General features: G+C 70.7%; 20 protein-coding genes. 8 read left to right on the top strand and 12 right to left on the bottom strand.

The annotated features are described in order from the left end of the window. Positions 1–21: 21 nt before the first annotated feature. From ACIQWX_RS50280 to ACIQWX_RS50260, 5 genes are read right to left on the bottom strand one after another with little or no spacing between them, the layout of a single operon-like run. Entirely contained in the window at positions 22–732 is a 711-nt protein-coding gene (locus tag ACIQWX_RS50280; RefSeq protein WP_400887359.1) for an SDR family oxidoreductase, read from the bottom strand. After that, entirely contained in the window at positions 729–1,823 is a 1,095-nt protein-coding gene (locus ACIQWX_RS50275; RefSeq protein ID WP_400887357.1) for a DUF917 domain-containing protein, read from the bottom strand. The genes ACIQWX_RS50280 and ACIQWX_RS50275 overlap by 4 nt, the downstream gene beginning before the upstream one ends. Beyond that, complete coding sequence (locus ACIQWX_RS50270) at positions 1,820–2,890, bottom strand: DUF917 domain-containing protein (RefSeq protein ID WP_400887354.1); 1,071 nt, start codon at positions 2,888–2,890, stop codon at positions 1,820–1,822. The genes ACIQWX_RS50275 and ACIQWX_RS50270 overlap by 4 nt, the downstream gene beginning before the upstream one ends. Then, positions 2,890–4,431 (bottom strand): hydantoinase/oxoprolinase N-terminal domain-containing protein, encoded by a 1,542-nt coding sequence (locus ACIQWX_RS50265; RefSeq protein ID WP_400887351.1) that lies wholly within the window; start codon positions 4,429–4,431, stop codon positions 2,890–2,892. The genes ACIQWX_RS50270 and ACIQWX_RS50265 overlap by 1 nt, the downstream gene beginning before the upstream one ends. 15 nt (positions 4,432–4,446) lie before the next feature. Further along, complete coding sequence (locus tag ACIQWX_RS50260; protein ID WP_400887349.1) at positions 4,447–5,772, bottom strand: purine-cytosine permease family protein; 1,326 nt, start codon at positions 5,770–5,772, stop codon at positions 4,447–4,449. A gap of 150 nt (positions 5,773–5,922) precedes the next feature. Here ACIQWX_RS50260 and ACIQWX_RS50255 point away from each other — a divergent pair, with 150 nt between their 5' ends. Together ACIQWX_RS50255 and ACIQWX_RS50250 are read left to right on the top strand one after the other, a co-directional pair. Further along, entirely contained in the window at positions 5,923–6,528 is a 606-nt protein-coding gene (locus ACIQWX_RS50255; RefSeq protein ID WP_400887347.1) for a TetR/AcrR family transcriptional regulator, read from the top strand. 39 nt (positions 6,529–6,567) lie between these two features. Then, on the top strand, positions 6,568–7,398 hold the full coding sequence (locus ACIQWX_RS50250) for an alpha/beta fold hydrolase (RefSeq protein ID WP_400887344.1): 831 nt from the start codon (positions 6,568–6,570) through the stop codon (positions 7,396–7,398). Here ACIQWX_RS50250 and ACIQWX_RS50245 read toward each other — a convergent pair. Next, positions 7,385–7,753, bottom strand: coding sequence for a DUF742 domain-containing protein (locus ACIQWX_RS50245; RefSeq protein WP_364467177.1), 369 nt, complete (start codon positions 7,751–7,753; stop codon positions 7,385–7,387). The two genes, ACIQWX_RS50250 and ACIQWX_RS50245, sit on opposite strands and share 14 nt — an antisense overlap. Positions 7,754–7,855: 102 nt before the next feature. Continuing rightward, positions 7,856–8,878 carry a LacI family DNA-binding transcriptional regulator gene (locus tag ACIQWX_RS50240; protein ID WP_400887341.1) on the bottom strand — a complete coding sequence of 341 codons (1,023 nt, stop codon included), beginning with the start codon at positions 8,876–8,878 and terminating at the stop codon, positions 7,856–7,858. A 127-nt stretch (positions 8,879–9,005) separates the two neighbouring features. On the opposite strand from ACIQWX_RS50240, the gene ACIQWX_RS50235 reads away from it, so the two are divergent. Next, complete coding sequence (locus ACIQWX_RS50235) at positions 9,006–10,292, top strand: ABC transporter substrate-binding protein (RefSeq protein ID WP_400887339.1); 1,287 nt, start codon at positions 9,006–9,008, stop codon at positions 10,290–10,292. A 26-nt stretch (positions 10,293–10,318) separates the two neighbouring features. After that, positions 10,319–10,702, top strand: coding sequence for a hypothetical protein (locus tag ACIQWX_RS50230; RefSeq protein ID WP_400887337.1), 384 nt, complete (start codon positions 10,319–10,321; stop codon positions 10,700–10,702). 4 nt (positions 10,703–10,706) lie between these two features. On the opposite strand, the gene ACIQWX_RS50225 is transcribed toward ACIQWX_RS50230, so the two are convergent. After that, positions 10,707–12,068 (bottom strand): NAD-dependent succinate-semialdehyde dehydrogenase, encoded by a 1,362-nt coding sequence (locus tag ACIQWX_RS50225; RefSeq protein ID WP_400887336.1) that lies wholly within the window; start codon positions 12,066–12,068, stop codon positions 10,707–10,709. Positions 12,069–12,179: 111 nt separating this feature from the next. Between ACIQWX_RS50225 and ACIQWX_RS50220 the strand changes: the two genes are divergently transcribed. Both ACIQWX_RS50220 and ACIQWX_RS50215 read left to right on the top strand, forming a co-directional pair. Beyond that, positions 12,180–12,626, top strand: a complete 447-nt coding sequence (locus ACIQWX_RS50220) for a hypothetical protein (protein ID WP_400887333.1) — start codon at positions 12,180–12,182, stop codon at positions 12,624–12,626. 100 nt (positions 12,627–12,726) lie between these two features. Further along, complete coding sequence (locus tag ACIQWX_RS50215; RefSeq protein ID WP_400887331.1) at positions 12,727–13,176, top strand: hypothetical protein; 450 nt, start codon at positions 12,727–12,729, stop codon at positions 13,174–13,176. On the opposite strand, the gene ACIQWX_RS50210 is transcribed toward ACIQWX_RS50215, so the two are convergent. After that, entirely contained in the window at positions 13,131–13,571 is a 441-nt protein-coding gene (locus ACIQWX_RS50210) for a L,D-transpeptidase (protein WP_400887329.1), read from the bottom strand. The two genes, ACIQWX_RS50215 and ACIQWX_RS50210, sit on opposite strands and share 46 nt — an antisense overlap. A gap of 69 nt (positions 13,572–13,640) precedes the next feature. After that, a complete protein-coding gene (locus ACIQWX_RS50205) occupies positions 13,641–14,561 on the bottom strand; it encodes a hypothetical protein (RefSeq protein ID WP_400887326.1) in 921 nt (306 codons plus the stop codon). A 149-nt stretch (positions 14,562–14,710) separates the two neighbouring features. On the opposite strand from ACIQWX_RS50205, the gene ACIQWX_RS50200 reads away from it, so the two are divergent. Together ACIQWX_RS50200 and ACIQWX_RS50195 are read left to right on the top strand one after the other, a co-directional pair. Beyond that, positions 14,711–14,938 (top strand): three-helix bundle dimerization domain-containing protein, encoded by a 228-nt coding sequence (locus ACIQWX_RS50200; protein WP_400887324.1) that lies wholly within the window; start codon positions 14,711–14,713, stop codon positions 14,936–14,938. Positions 14,939–14,947: 9 nt separating this feature from the next. Then, complete coding sequence (locus tag ACIQWX_RS50195; RefSeq protein WP_400887321.1) at positions 14,948–15,253, top strand: hypothetical protein; 306 nt, start codon at positions 14,948–14,950, stop codon at positions 15,251–15,253. A gap of 1 nt (position 15,254) precedes the next feature. On the opposite strand, the gene ACIQWX_RS50190 is transcribed toward ACIQWX_RS50195, so the two are convergent. Further along, the gene (locus tag ACIQWX_RS50190; protein ID WP_400887319.1) at positions 15,255–15,701 is read right to left on the bottom strand and encodes a nuclear transport factor 2 family protein; all 447 of its coding nucleotides are present in this window, start codon (positions 15,699–15,701) and stop codon (positions 15,255–15,257) included. A gap of 83 nt (positions 15,702–15,784) precedes the next feature. After that, on the bottom strand, positions 15,785–15,913 hold a 129-nt coding region (locus tag ACIQWX_RS50185; RefSeq protein WP_400887496.1), incomplete at its 5' end, for an integrase core domain-containing protein.

Here is a 15,913-nt window from a genome sequence, read left to right as displayed (position 1 = left end):
GACTGACCACAGTAGACGAGCTCAGCGCAGCGCGTAGCCACCGTCGGGGTAGAGCGTCGACCCGGTGGTGTACGTGCTGCCGAACAGGTACAGCACCGCATCGGCCACTTCGGACTCCTTGCCGACGCGGTGCAGCAGCGTGTCGCGCGAGTACTGGCCGAAGCTCGCCTCCCGGACCGCCGCCGGCCGCCCGGCCCACAGGTTCCCGTCGATCGTGCCCGGCGCGACGACGTTCACCCGGATCGGCGCCAGCTCGACCGCCAGCCCGCGCCCGAGTCCTTCGACCGCCGCGTTGCAGGCGACGTACGCCGGTGCCGCACCCGGCGGCCGGACGCTCGCCGCCCCCGACATCAGCACGATCGACGCGTCCGGGGCCAACCGCGGCACCGCGTGCTTGACGGCGTGGTACTGGCCCCAGAACTTGGTCACGAACGGGCTCGCCGCGTCCTCGTCCGAAAGCTCCCGCAGCGGCCCGACCGTGTAGGACGCGCCGGGCGTGAACAGGCAGTCGACGCGGTCCACCGCGCCGAAGAACGCGGCGAGCGAGTCCTGGTCGGTGCTGTCCACGACCTGCCAGGTGGCCCCGATTGAGTCGGCCGCCGCCGACAGCTTCTCCGCCGTGCGCCCGCCGAGGTGGATCGACGCACCCGAAGCGGCGGCTCGCCGGGCCACCTCCAGGCCGATGCCGGACCCGCCCCCGATGATCACGACGTGCTTACCGGCCAGGCTCATCCGATCTCCTCCACGGGGACGAAGTCGTGCGGCAGCCCGAACGCACCCGGCCCGAACGTGTCCAGGGCCGCGGGTGTGCGCATCAACGGCGGTGTCGAGATGCCGACGACCGTGACGCGCTGGCCGTACCGCAGCGTCTCGGTGGTGATCGGCTCGGCCGTCGACGACTCCAGCACGCAGATCAGGTCCGGCACCATGCACCGCACGATACCGTCCACAGTGGCCAGCAGGTTCTCGTTCTGGAACAGGATCTCCAGCTTGCTCGAGCCGTCGAACGACACCGCCGCCGCACGACCACGGGCGAAGCCGGCTTCGGTCCGGCGTTCCACATCGGACACCTTGCCGCGGAACAGCACCCGCAGGTGCTCATACGGCGTCGAGCGCAACGCCGAGGCCAGCGCGGACACCGGATCCTCGTTGCGTTCACGAGCGAGCCGGATCGTCCGGCCCACGGTCAACGCCAGCGAAAGCGTTTGCGGCACCGCCGTCCGCTTGACGTCGGCGCCGCTCATCGCGTACTCGGCGATGTGCGCGACCCCGCCGAGCCGGATGGTGACGCCGCGGGCCAGCCACTCCATCCGCTTGTTGTCCGCGCCGGTGTCGATCACGGTCGTCTCGCCGCGCTCGCCCCCGATGGCCATCGGCGACCCGGTGACGCCGTAGACACCGAACGTCTCCATCTGCAGCTCGGGGAACGCCCGGCCCATGCCGTCGGCGTCGACGACCGGCAACCCCAGCCGGGCGCCGACGATCAGCGGGATCATCGAGTTGATGCCGCCGCATTCGATCGGCATGGTCGCGTCCGCGGACCGGCCGAGGTGCTTCTCGAGCGTCCGCAGCGCCAGCACGGGCTCGGCGCCGTTGGGCAGCTTCTCGTGCACGACGGTCGGCGCGCCCATCTGCGCCGTCGGGATCACCAGCGCGTCGTCGTCCACTTCGGACGGGTCGAGAATGGTGATCGGCCCGTGTTCCCGGATGGCTTCGCGCACGAGCAGCCGCCCGACGTACGGGTCGCCTCCCCCGCCGGTGCCGAGCACGGCGGCGCCGCGGGCGAGGTCGGGCAGGTCGGCCTCGGTCAGGGTCCAGCTCACCCGGCGACTCCGATCGGGTCGATGTCGTAGCCGAAGTACCGCGGCCCGGCCAGCGCGATGCCTTCCGGCGTGTGCCAGCGCGGGTCGGCGGGCGCGGCGATCACCGTGACGCGCTGGCCGTACCGCAGGCCCTCGGTCGTCACGGCCTCGCCGGACTCGCGTTCCAGCGTGCAGATCAGGTCCGGCACCGACGCCTCGACGACGCCGTCGCGCTCGGCCACCAGGTGCTCGTTCTGGAAGCGCAGCACCAGTTCCGCGCCGGTGTCGCCGTCCATTCCGGACAGCCGGGCCTCGCCGCGGGCGAAGCCGGTGACCGTCCGGCGGGCGACGTCGACGACTTTGCCGCTGAACAGCCGCTGTCCGCCCAAACGAGAGACAACCCGAGCGACCGGGTCCTCGTGTGCGGCGCGCGCCGCGCGCACCAGCGCACCCAGCTCCGCGCACAGGCTCAGCGTGCCCGGCACCAGCGACTCCCGGGCCTGGGACCCGGACATCGCGTAGTTGCTGATCATCGCCGAGCAGCCCATGTCGATGGTCGCCGACCGGGCCAGCCGCTCGGCCCAGCGGTTGTCCACTGTGTCCAGCACCCCGCCGTTGCCCTTTTCGTCCGCAATGGACATCGGCGTGGCGCGGATGCCGTACAAAGTCGGCAAAACCATTTGCAGCTCCGGGAACGCGCGGCCCATGCCGTCCGCGTCGACCAGCGGCAACCCGAGCTGGGCCGCCGCGACGACCGGGATGAGCGAGTTGACGCCGCCCGCCTCGGCGCAGGCGATGTGCGTCAGCTCCTTGCCGAGGTAGCCGGCGAGCGTGCGGGCGGCGAGGCCGACCTGCTCGGCCGACGGGAGCTTCTCGACCATCACCGTCGGCGCGCCCATCATGGCGACCGGCAGCACGACGGCGTCGTCCGGGACGTCCGCGAGCGGCACCAGCGGCACCGCTCCATGCGCGCGAACCGCCGAGGAAGCCAGCAGCCGCCCGATGTACGGGTCGCCACCACCCCCGGTGCCGAGGATGGCGGCACCGCGGGCGATGTCGTCGAGGTCGTGTTCGGTGATCTCGCGCATCACGCCCCCAGCTGCAGGTCGCCGACGGCCTTGACGCGGATGCGCGTGGCGTTGCCGGGCAGGTACGGGATGGGCACCTCGTCGAAGTCGACGATGCCGACCGACGCCGGCGACGCACCGGCGGCGACCGCGCGGTCGACCGCCTCCTGTTTCGCCTCGTCGACGACGGCTTCACGACGGCCGGGCTCGATCACGTAGACGCGGTCCACCTCGCCGCCGATCTGCGCGATGGCCGCGCCGATCGCGTTGGCCACGGCGTAGTTCTCCGGCCGGTGCACCTCACCGCACCCGGCCAGTTCGTCCGGCAGCAGCACGGAACCACCGCCGACGGCGACCACCGGCAACGGCTCGGCCGACGTCCGCATCCGTTCGACCACATCGGACACGTCCGCGGCGATCCGGTCCAACGCGGCCCGCACCAGTGACTTGTCCAGATGCGACACGAGCGACGGATCACCGATTTCCGCTCGCCCGGCGGCGACGGCGATGTCGGTCGCGGTGAGCGTGTCCCCGCCGAAGACCAGCGCCTTCGACGTCAGTTCGTAGCCGACCGAATCGGGGCCCACGGTGACGTTCCCGCGCACCCGGCTGCCGCCGCCGATCCCGATCGACAGCACGTCCGGCATCCGGAAGTTGGTCCGGATGCCCGCGACGCTGACGTCGGTGGTCGCCTCCCGCGGGAACCCTTGCCGCAGCACGCCGACGTCCGAAGTCGTGCCGCCGACGTCGACCACCGCGCAGGTGTCCAAACCGGACAGCACGGCCGCGCCGCGCATCGAGTTCGTCGGCCCCGACGCGAACGTCGCCACCGGGTAGCGGCGGGCGAAGTCGACGTCCATCAGCGTGCCGTCGTTCTGGCTCAGGTACAGCGGCGCGGTGATGCCCGCACCGGTGACCGACGCGGCCAGCCCGTCGACGATGTGCGCGGCCAGCTCGCGCAGCGCCGCGTTGATCACCGTCGCGTTTTCCCGCTCCAGCAACCCGATCCGGCCGATCTCGTGGGACAGCGAGATCGCGACGTCCGGCAGCTGCGCGGCGATGATCTCGGCCGCGCGGGCCTCGAACTCGGCGTTGACCGGGGAGAAGACCGAGGTGATCGCGACGCTGCGCACCCCGGCCGCCCCCATGTCGTCGGCGGCCTTGCGCAGCTCGCTCTCGTCGAGCTCCGCGATGTGCCGTCCGTCGAACTCGTGTCCACCGTGGACCAGGTAGCTGCGCCCCGACACCGCGTCGACGAGCCGCTGCGGCCAGTCGACCATCGGCGGCAGCGACGCCCCGGCCGGCAGGCTCAGCCGCACGGCCGCGGTCGGCGCGAGCCGGTGGGCCTCGACGAGGGCGTTGATGAAGTGCGTGGTGCCGATCATCACCGCCTGAACCGCCGCCGGGTCGAACGCGCGTTGCCGCTGCAGGCCGTCGATCGCGGCGACGATGCCCGAGGTGACGTCCGCGGTCGTGCTGGTCTTGACCGAGGCGAGCACCTGACGGCCGTCGAGGAGGACGGCGTCGGTGTTGGTGCCGCCGACGTCGATGCCGATGCGCACGAAGGATTCTCCTTTTCAGACTGCGGGAGCGGGCTCGGCGTCGGCGGTCCGGCTGCTGCCGATCCCCCGCACCCAGCCGAGCTTCCCTGCGACGACGTACAGGACGAAGGCCACGACGAGCGAGTTGATGCTCGGCAGGCCCCACTCGACGAACTCGCCGAAGAGCGCCGCGGCGATCCAGACGACGATGGTGGCGGGCACCCACACGGGCGCGTCCTCGGGCACGGTTCCCCGCGCCCGCGCGGATTCCAGGTCCCCGCGCCACTTCTTCACGACGAAGTACTCGGCCACCATGATCCCGGCGATCGGCGGGAACGCGACACCGAGCACGGTCAGGAAGTCGGTGAACTTGGCGAGGATCCCGGCGGCGGCGAGCAGGCTGCCCGCGACGCCGAGCACCGCCGTCACCAGCCCGCGGTGGGCCTTGCGGCCGGACACCGTGCCGATGAAGTTCACGACCCCCAGCCCCGACGAGTACAGGTTCCAGTCGTTGATCTTCATCGTGCCGGCGATGACGATGAGCAGGCCGACCCAGCCGACCGACGACGTCACGATCGTGGTGATCCCGGCGCTGCCGACGGCGTGCGCGAGCAGGACGCCGGACAGGCCGATGACGTACTCGCCGAGGGTGATCCCGACGAGCGTCTGCTTGACGACGTCACCGGTGGTGCGGTTGAAGCGGGTCATGTCCGGCGTGATGACGGCGCCGACGATGAAACCGCCCGCCACCAGCGTGGTGCCCTGCAGCAGGCTCAGCGCCGGCCCGGGCGGGGCCGAGGAGACGAGCGCGCCGAGGTCGTGGCGGGTCAGCTCGGAGATGATCGACCAGCCGACGAGGATCAGGAAGGCGGGCACGGTGAGGTACGCCGTCCAGGCCATGGAGTGGAAGCCGCGCACCACGATCGCGGTGACGAGCAGGCCGAACACGAGCGCCCAGCCCCATTCCGGCAGGCCGCCGATGAGCGAGACGAGCCCCTGCGCGGACACGGCGGACTGGATGCCGAACCAGCCGATGAGGCTGATCCCGATGGCGAGCCCGATGAGCGCCGAGCCGCCGCGGCCGAAGCCGGTCCAGCGGGCGATCATGGACGTCGAGAGGCCCTCGCGGACGCCGATGACGCCGACGAGGATGGTGATGAGCTCCAGGATGACCGAGCCGAGCGTGAAGGCCAGGACCGCGTTCCAGAAGCTCATCCCGAAGCCGACGGTGGCTCCGAGCAGGAACTGGGACAGCGCGGAAACCTGGCCGAACCGCTGGACGGCGACCGACCACCACGAGTACCGGGCGTGGTCCGGCACTCTGGTGAGGGCATAGTCATCGACACCGACTGTTGAGGCCACGCCGACCTCCTAATCCGGGAAGGGGAACGGTTCCCAGCACCGTAAGCAGCGGTCCCGGCGGCGTCACCGTGCGATGTGCACAGTCGCAGCGTCGGCGCTGTGCAGTCAGCCCAGCGGGTCCGCTCCGGTCCCCGTGCCAAGCTGTCCGGCATGGAGAACGCTACCGGCTACCGGCGGTCGGCCGGCTCGGCGCGCGGCGAGACCCGGCGCCGGGAGCTGCTGGCGAAGATCACCGACGACGTCGCCGAGAACGGTCTCGTCGATTTCTCGCTGCGGCGCGCGGCGAAGTCGGCCGGCACCACGCACAAGGTCCTGCTCTACCACTTCGACGGCGCGGAAGACCTGCTCCGCCAAGTGGTCTTCGCCTTGCGTGAACGACGGATCGGCAACGCGCTGACCGCGGTCGCCAGCTCGTCGTCGACCCTGACCGGCCGGGTCCGCGCGGCTTGGGAGAGCCTGCGCGACGAGGAGACGCAGCTGCGGCGCGTGCTGGACCAGGCGATGGGCCTGGCGATGTACGACCCGGGCCGGTACGCGGCGCTCGGCCGGGGCGCGTCCGGGCAGTACCTGCCCACGCTGGTGTCGTTCTGCCCGGCGCAGTGGCCGGACCGGCGGAAGCACGAAGTCGCGTCGATGATCCTCGCGACGCTGCGCGGGTTCCTCGTGGACCTGCTGACCAGCGAGGACGGCGACGGCGCCGCGGCCGGGTTCGAGGCGCTGCTGCGCGCGGTCGAACGGGAGGAAGCCGCTCCCTGAGCCTCGACAGTTTGCGAACCACGTGGTTCACTTCGGGCCATGCGGATCGAACTGGGGGCCGGCACCGTCGAGTACACCGACACGGGCGGGCCGGGCCCGGTCGTCGTCTTCGTCCACGGGTTGCTGATGGACGGCACGCTGTGGGACACCACGGTCGCGGCGCTGCCCGGCCACCGGTGCGTCGTCCCGACGCTGCCGCTGGGCGCGCACCGGCACCCGATGCGGCCGGACGCCGACCTTTCCCTGCCCGCGATCGCGGCTTTGCTGACGGAGTTCCTCGAGCGGCTCGACCTGCGGGAAGCCACGCTGGCCGGCGTCGACACGGGCGGCGCCCTGGTCCAGCTGCTCATGGTGGACAGCGAGCCTCGGGTCAGCCGCGTGGTGCTGGCCTCGTGCGACGCGTTCGACAACTTCCCGCCCGGGCTCACCGGCAAGACGCTGTTCCTGGCGGGAAAGCTGTCGCCGGGCCTGTTCGGGGTGTTCATGCAGCAGCTGCGGCTGCGCGCGGTGCGCCGGCTCCCGATCGCGTTCGGGTGGCTGACCAAGCGCGGTGACGCGGTGACCGCGGGCTGGCTCCGGCCCCTGCTGAGCCAGGCGGGCATCCGGCGGGACACGGTTCGCGTGCTGCGGGCTTTCGCGGCGACCCCGAAAATTCTGCTGGAAGCGGCCGACCGGCTTGCGGCGTTCGACCGACCGGTCCTGGTGGCGTGGGCGAGCGAGGACCGCGTGATGCCGCCGGAGCACGGCGAGCGGCTGGCCGCCTTGCTGCCCCAGGGAAAGCTCGTCGAGGTCGCCGACAGCTACACGCTGCTGCCGCTGGACCAGCCGGAAGAGTTCGCCCGGCTGGTGGAGGAGTTCACAGCCGGCTGAGGCCGTGCAGGATGCGTTCCATCAGCTCGAGGCTCGGCCGGTTGCCCGAGCCGCGCCGGGCGGTGTGCACCGCGACCAGCCCGCGGTCGGCCAGGTCCGACAGCAGGACCCGCGCCACACCGAGGGGGATCCGCCGCCGCGCCGCGACCTCGGCGACCGACTGGGAGGTCCGCAGGAGCGCGCAGATCTCCGTCTCCTCCGTCGTGCTCCCCCGTACGACCGCCCGCCCCCGCTGGGTGATCGACACGAGCGTCTCGATCGGGAGGTCCCGGGTCGGACGCGTTCGGCCATGGGTGCGGAAGTACGGGCGGACCATCCCCGCCCCGCCTTCTTCGAGCACGGACCCCCAGTGCACAGCCAGCTCCTCACGGCGATTAATCCTTGTCGGCGATTATTTGACCTAATGATCGAGTAGGCCGCAATCGACCGAACAGAGCAACGCCGGAAAAACCGCAGGTCAACGCCGCGCAGGTGGAGCAGTACTGCCGCGAAGGACTAGTCGTGTCCCGAGAATCGACGGCGATGTCGCGATTTTTCCGCCGGACAATCGCGCCAGGATCAGGCGTCCGGCCCGCTCGCCCAGCTCGGCGACGGGCTGCGCGACCGTGCTCAGCTCCAGCAGGTCGGCGAGGTCGTGGTCGTCGAACCCGAGCACGGAGACGTCCTCCGGCACCCGCAGCCCGGCCCGGCGCAGCGTCCGCAGCGCCCCGAACGCCATCTCGTCCGACGCGGCGAACACCGCCGTCGGCCGGCGGGGCAGGCCCAGGAGCGCGCCCATCGCCCGTTCCCCGCCCGCGACGGTGAACCCGCCACCGGTCTCGAACGCGGGCTCCGGCACGCGGCCGTCGTCCCGGCAGACGCCGTGGTAGACCTCGCGGTAGGCCGCCAGCCGCCGCAACGGCGTCGTGAACCCGAGCGGGATCGGGTCGTCTTCCCCGATGAAGGCGATTTCGCGGTGGCCCAGCTGGACGAGGTGGCGCATCGCCGTCACCGCCGCGCCGTGGTCGTCGATCGCGACGGAGTCCGCGCCGGGCTCCTCGGTGCCGACCGTGACGAGCGGCGTGCCGAGCCCCTGCACCAGTTCGCGTTCGGATTCCTTCAACGGCAGGGAAAGCACGAGCACCGCGTCGACCCGGCGGCGCAGCGGTAGGTCGGCGAAGAAGCGCGCGCGGCCCGGGTCGTCGCCGAGGTTGTAGAGCAGCAGGCTCAGCCCGGCGTCGCGCAGCACCCGCTCGACGCCGGAGATGATCCGCGAGTAGTACCAGCGGTCGACGTAGGGGACGATCACGCCGACCGTCCCGGTCCGCCCGGTGGCCAGGCTCGACGCGGCGGGCGAGATGGCGTAGCCGAGCTCGGCGGCGGCCGCGAGCACCCGGGTCCGCGTGCGCTCCGCGACCCCGGGCAGCCCCCGCAGGGCCCGCGACACGGTGGCGGCCGAGACGCCCGCGAGCCGGGCCACGTCGTCGAGCTTGTCCGGCATGCTCTGCCCCGTCCGTTGCAAGCGCTTGCAACCATCCGCGTCACTGCCATTGACACCTGCCTCGATCAAGGCTAATCATCGATGCAAGCGCTTGCAATGGTGTTGCCTGTCCGGCAAGGAGGCCGACATGCGCCAGCTCCTCCCCGTCACCGCCGCGACCCTGCTGGCCGCCACCGCGCTCGCCGCGTGCTCGTCGGCGAGCGGGCTGACGATCACCTTGTACATCGCGCCGGAGGACCACCTGCAGACGGTGGTCGACCGGTGCACGCAGGAAGCCGCGGGCCGGTACGAGATCGTCTACAACAAGCTGCCGCGCGGCGCGGACGGCCAGCGCGAGCAAATGGTCCGCCGGCTCGCCGCGGGCGACACCTCGCTGGACGTGCTCGGCCTCGACGTCACGTGGGTGCCGGAGTTCGCCGAGGCGGGCTGGGCCGAGGAGTGGACGGGCGCGAACGCGGCGGCGGCCACGCAGGACGTGCTGCCCGGGCCGCTGGCCACCGCGAAGTGGAACGGAAAGCTGTACGGGGCAACGAAGAACACGAACGTCCAGCTGCTCTGGTACGACGACCGAATCACGCCGTCGCCGCCGAAGTCGTTCGACGAGCTGATGACGCAGGCGCAGCAGCTGAAGGCGGCCGGCAAGCCGTACCAGGTCGTGTTCACCGGCGCGCAGTACGAAGGGCTGGTCGTCTTCTACAACACGCTGGTCGCGTCGGCGGGCGGGCACATCCTGTCCGACGACGGCAAGTCCGTGGTGATGGACGACGGCGCGGTGCGCGCTTTGGAGCTGCTGAAGAAGCTCACCACGGCGGGGATCACGGACCCGTCGCTGACGAACCAGAAGGAGGACGACATCCGCCAGGCGTTCCAGCGCGGCCAGGCGGCGACCGAGCTGAACTGGCCGTTCGTCTACGCCTCCTACGCGAAGGAGAAGCCGCAGGACCTGGCGCACTTCAAGTGGACGCGGTACCCGTCGGTGGTCGCCGGCCAGCCGAGCCGGGTGACGATCGGCGGGTTCAACCTGGCCGTGTCGACGTATTCGCAGCACAAGCCGGAGGCGTTCGAAGCGGCGCTGTGCCTGCGGAACGCGACGTCGCAGAAGTACCAGGCCCTGGTGGACGGCATCCCGCCGAGCATCGCGTCGATCTACCGCGACAACGCGCCTTTGGACGCTGCCCGACCGGCGGACCCGAAGGAGAACCCGACGATGGCGGACCAGTACCCGATGAAGGGCGACATCCAGGCGGCGTTGACGGACGCGGCGGTCCGCCCGTTGACCCCGGCGTACCAGAACCTGTCGACGGTGATTTCGAAGGTGCTGTCGCCCCCAGCGGAGATCGACGTCCAGGCCACGGCCCAGGAGTTGCGCGAACGGCTGACGGACGCGTTGAACTCGCGGGGCATCATTCCCTGAGCAACCGGAGCGGGTACCGTTGACGCATGGGTGACCCGGAGCAGACGGACCGCGCCCGCACGGCCGACGAGCGAGACCGCCGAGCGGACGAGCGAGACCGCCGCGCCGACGAGCGCGACCGAGTCGCCGACGAGCGCGAGCGAACAGCGGACCGCCGCGAAACAGCAGCGGACGACCGCGAAGAGCGGATCAAGTACTACGAGGCCCGTTTCGAGACGCATTTGGGCTCCCCGCCCGACTACGACGCGAACTTGAACGACCTCGAGAAGCAGTCGCTCGACCGCGCGAGCGCCGAGGTGGCGCGGGCGAAGGACCGTTTGGTGGCGGCTTCGGACCGCACGAAGCGCGATCAGGCGGAGATCGCCCGCGAAATGGCCCGCTCGGAACGAGACGCCCAAGTCGGCGATTGAGGCTTCAGAGGCGGATGGGCTTCTTGTTCATGAACTCCTCGATACCCAAAGCCCCCAGCTCCCGCCCAATCCCCGACCGCTTGATCCCCCCGAAGGGCAAATCCGCCTCCGACCCACCCGACTTGTTGAGGTAAACCATCCCGGCCTCGATCCGCCGAGCCACCCGCACAGCCCGCTCCCGATCCGTCCCGAACACACTCGCCCCCAAGCCGAACGGCGTGTCGTTCGCGAGAGAAACTGCCTCGTCCTCGCTCTCAGCACGGAAAACCAGCACCACCGGCCCGAAGATCTCCTCGTGGTACGCGGCCATCCCCGGCGTCACGTCCGTCAGCACCGTCGCCTCCAGGAAAGCGCCACCTCCAGGCACCCGGCGCCCTCCCGCGCGTAACGTCGCTCCCTCGCGGATCGCCGTCTCCACCTGGGCCGCCACCTCGTCCGCCGCCGCGATCGAGGCCAGCGGGGGCAACGTTGTCGCCGGGTCTGCCGGGTCTCCTGGCACGTAGTACTCCGTCACCCTCTTCGCCAGCCGGTCGACGAACTCGTCGTACAGCTCGCCCAGCACGATCATCCGCTTCGGGGCGTTGCACGACTGGCCGCAGTTGCGCATCCGGGCCGTTGCCGTTGCCTTGACCGTTTCGTCCAGGTCGTCGGTGTCCAGGACGATCAGCGGGTCCGAGCCGCCGAGTTCCAAGACGCACTTCTTGAGGTTCCGCCCGGCCTCGGCCGCCACCGAGATGCCCGCCTGCTCGCTGCCCGTGAGCGAGACCCCGACCAGGCGCGGGTCCGCGAGCATCCACGGGACCTGCCGGCTCGACGCGAACACGTTCACGTACGCCTCCGCGGGCACGCCGGCGTCGTGCAGCACGCTCTCGATCGCCGCCGCGGAACGGGGGCAGATCGACGCGTGCTTGAGCAGGATCGTGTTGCCCAGCACCAGGTTCGGCGCGACGAACCGGGCGACCTGGTAGCACGGGAAGTTCCACGGCATGACGCCCAGCAGCGCCCCGATCGGCTCCTTCGTCAGCACGGCCTCGCCGCCGCGGAGGGTGAGCGGCTCGTCGGCCAGCAGCTCGGGCCCGCGCTCGCCGTAGTACCGGAAGATGTCGACGACGACGCCGACCTCGCCGCGGCCTTCGTTGATCCGCTTGCCCATCTCGAGGGTCATGATCGCGGCCAGCTCGTCGGCGCGTTCGGCGAACAGCTCCGCCGCGCGCAGCACGATCGCCGCCCGTTCGGCCACCGGCCGGGCGCGCCAGGCCGCGAACCCGCCGTGGACGCGGTCGATCGCGGCGCGGACCTCGTCGTCGGTCGCGTTCGGGATCTCCTCCACGAGTTCACCGGTGGCGGGGTTGGTGACTGAGTACATGGCGGTCTCCTCTTCCCACGCTAGCCTACTGCATACTGTATACACCATGAGATCAGTGATCGACACCCGCGCGGCGGTACCCCTGCGCGCGTGATCGACTATCGTTCCCCCATGACGCTGGAGATCACCGGCGGACCCGAATTCGCCGCACTGGCAACGGAAAAACCGCGCTGGACCCGCCACTACGCGGGCGGCGAGGTCACGTTCGGTTGCCCCACGAGCTCCGCCGACCGCAGCCCGCGGGTCTGGAGCGCCCGCGGTCTCGGCCTGCCGGAAGACGAGCTGCCGCGGTTCGCCGCGCAGCTGCGCCGCGTCATGAAGCACGAGACGTACTGGATCGCCCGTGCGGCGTGCGCGGACCGCCGGGCGGGCGACGCCACGCGCTGGTCCCCCGGCCGTTACGACGACGAAGACGGCTTCGTGTACTTCGCCGGCCCCTGCACGCACGGCGATCGGTGGCCGGGTTACCGGCCCGCGACGGAGTTCACGATCGCGCTCCCGCACGTCCGCGGGTTGCGGATCCGCGTGGCGGCTTACCTGGCGACCGCAACGCCATGAAAGGGTCATTCATGTCGCCACACGACATGAAAGAGTCGTTCATGACATCGGCCGCGGGAAACGACATGAATGAGTCATTCACGTCGTCGGAGCCGAGCCGATGATCCGCCGGGCCATCCGAGCCGGAGCCGTCGCCGCCGTAGCCAGCGGCATCCCCTCGACAACCCACGCCCTGCTCACCGGCCGAGACGTCCTGGCCGCGACCCGCGCGGCGGGCACCCTGCTCCCCGGACGGCGCGACCGGCCCGGCATCGCCGCCGGGCTGGTCGCGCACGTCCTGGTTTCCACCGGGTGGACCGCGGTCCTCGCCGCGATCGCCCGCCGCCACCGCCTCGGACTGCTCCGGGGCGCGGCGGCCGGGCTCGGGATCGCGGCGCTGGACCTCTGCGTAGCCGGCCGGGCCTACCCGGCCGTGCGGGCGCTTCCCCGCGCCCCGCAGGTCCTGGACCACGTCGTGTTCGGCGCCGTCGCCGGCGCGCTGCTCGACCGTCCACACGGGACGGATCAGCGCACGACCTCGACGACGTCACCCGGGTGCAGCGAGTTGTAGAACGTCACCGCCGCCGCGTGCGAAAGGTGCACGCACCCGTGGGACTTCGCCTTCAGGCTGCCCTGGTGGAACGCCACGCCCGTGTTCGTGAAGAACACCGAGTACGGCATCGGCCCGTTGAACTGCTTGCTGTAGTGGTCGATGTCCTTGTACTGGACGTGGAACTTCCCCAACGGAGTCGGGTACTTCGGCAGCCCGACGGTGATCGGGACGCCGCCGTAGGTGACGTTCCCGGTGCCGTCCGTCAGCCACGCCGTATTCGAACTGCGCTGGACGCAGGCCTTCGCTTCGGCGCTGCACGGCGTCGACGCCGCCGCTTCCGCCGTTCCCGCGAACGCCACGGTCCCCGCCATCGCGGCGACCCCGCCCAGTAGTGCGATCATCCTCCGGTTCATCGCGTGCCTCCCGTTGTCGTTCGGCTACAGGAGGTAAGGTGCCCAGTTTTCCGATCTTCGAACCGGAGATCACCGAGCGGGTTGCGACAACTGCAGGAACTCGTTCTGCTCACGGTCGTAGCGCTGGGTCAGCCCGTTGCCGTAGCGGTCCCACCAGTTCGCGGTGTGCCCGCCCTGGCGGGTGGTGGTGTCGCCGTAGATCTGGCGGTCGTACTCGATGCGCGCGTCGCGGAAGTCCTGCTGGAACTGCTCGGGCGTGAGGCCCTGCACGTGCTGGACCGCGGCGTCGCTGATCGTGCGCGAGCTGCGGACGATGTCGTCGCCCGCCATGTGGTTGAGGATCGCGCGGACGCCGCCCGCGCCGCGCATGTGCGCGCCGGACATGACCGCGGCCTGCGTGCCGGGATCGGTGAAGTTCAACGCGCCCGCGGTGCGCGCGTTCGCCGTCATCAGGTCCGAGACGACGGCGCGTTCCTCCGCGCTGCCGATGCCGTACTGCTCGCGCGCGGCGATGATCCGGTCATAACCGTTGTGCATGTTCTGCCGGAAGCCGTACGCCTCGGGCACGCCGCCCTGCTCGCCCGTCGCGCCTTCCGAGCGCATGATCGAGTCGACGACGCGCGGGTCGAGCTGCTGCGGCGCCGCCGCGGCCGCCGCTCCCCCGCCGCCTTGCCCGGCCTGCGCCTGGCCGCCGCCGTAGGCCTGGGCGACGTCGGAGTCGGCCGCGTTGTAGCCGTTCGCGGCCGTCTGGACGTTCTGGTTGACGTTCGTGATCAGGCTCAGGAACTTCTGCAGCGCGCTGCCCAGCGACGAGTGCAGCGCCGTGTTCGCGGCGGCGACCCCGCTGCCGATGCCGGCGAACGACATCGCGTCGAGCACCAGGCCCTCCAGGTCGCGAGTGGTCGACAAGAAGGACGACCCGACGTCTTCGACCGCCTTGGCGACCGTCCCCATTTCCGTGGTTTCGGCGCGGTAGGCCCCGGCACTCATGGTCTGCTCCCTCCGGACACCGGCTGTGCGCGTAGAGCATTTCCCACCCGGGCGGGGCCGCCCCACGGCCGAATTACCCACTGGCCGGAACTCACCTGTCGTTCATCTTCCGTTCATCCGTGGTTCTTCTCGTGCGGTACTCAACCGCCATGACTACCCAGACGCTCGACACGATCGCGTCCGAACAGCTCGATCTGCAGCTGGACATCGTCGAAGACCGGCTGCGGCAGGACTACGAGGGCGTGGAGGTCCACTCCCTCGTCGAACGGGAGCGGCACCGGTTCTCCGGCGCCCGTATCCACGCGTTCGTCCCGATCCTCGTCGAACGGGCCGTCCGCGAGTTCCTGCGGGAGCCGGCGGGCAGGCACCGGCGCTAAAGTCGGGAGATGGACAAGCCCCAAGACGACGCGAACGTCGTGGACGGCGAACTCGTCGACGAGACGCCGACCGCGGCGATCGCGATCCCCTCGCCGCCGCTGCCCGACCCGGACTACAGCGCGGGCGGCGTGCCGAGCTTCGACTTCGTCCGGGACAAGATCGAAAACCGGTACACGACCTCGGTCGGCTCGGTGGAGGTGGCCGGGCTGGGCACCGAGAACACGGCCGAGACCCTCGACAAGAAGATCGCCGACCGCGACCAGGCGGCCAAGGACCGGCTCGCCGAGATCCGCCGCTCGATGCGAGGCGAGTAGCTCACCCGAAGATGGCGGCGGGATCGCCGGTGTACCAGGCGTTTTCGATCACCACCCGGTGCATGACCCAGCGTTCGCCGTCGCGGACGAGACGCACGTCGTAGCGGTTCTTCAGCAGCGCGTGCGTGCCGTGGTCGGCGCTGAGCAGGTGCTGCGCCTCGACCAGCGCCGTCAGCCGGGCGGTGTCGCCGTCGACGGTGACACGCGGGTTGGCCACCTGGTGGGTCGTGTCGACGCGCCCGTCGAACAGGGCGAGGATCGTGTCGACGATCGCGTCGCGGCCCGTCATCAGCGGCGGTTCCGCGCCCCAGCGGGCGGCCGCGGGCCGGAAGTCCAGCTCGGCGTCGGCGGCGAACGACGACGCGAACAGCTCGCGGTCCTTGAGGTCCTGGCCGAGGCCGAAGCGGTACAGCGCGTCGACGATCCCGGTGCGGTCGGTGAAGTCCATGCCGTCAGCTTCGCGGCGCCCTCGCGGTCGATCAACGCGCTTCTGTGCCACGATCGTGAAGCGGGGATTAACGATCGTGGGGGCTAGCTGTGATGTCCGGGGAGGTTGGTCAGCCGGGTGATGGGTGCCTTGCCTCCGACGGATGAGTGGGGTCGGTGGTGATTGTAGAAGTGCAGCCACCCGGGCAGGGCTGACCTGCGGTCGTGTTCGCT

Origin of the sequence: Amycolatopsis sp. NPDC098790, assembly GCF_044759945.1 — a bacterium.
Classification (GTDB): domain Bacteria; phylum Actinomycetota; class Actinomycetes; order Mycobacteriales; family Pseudonocardiaceae; genus Amycolatopsis.
The sequence above is the reverse complement of the archived record's forward strand: the minus strand, read 5'-3'. Positions and strand labels throughout refer to the sequence as shown.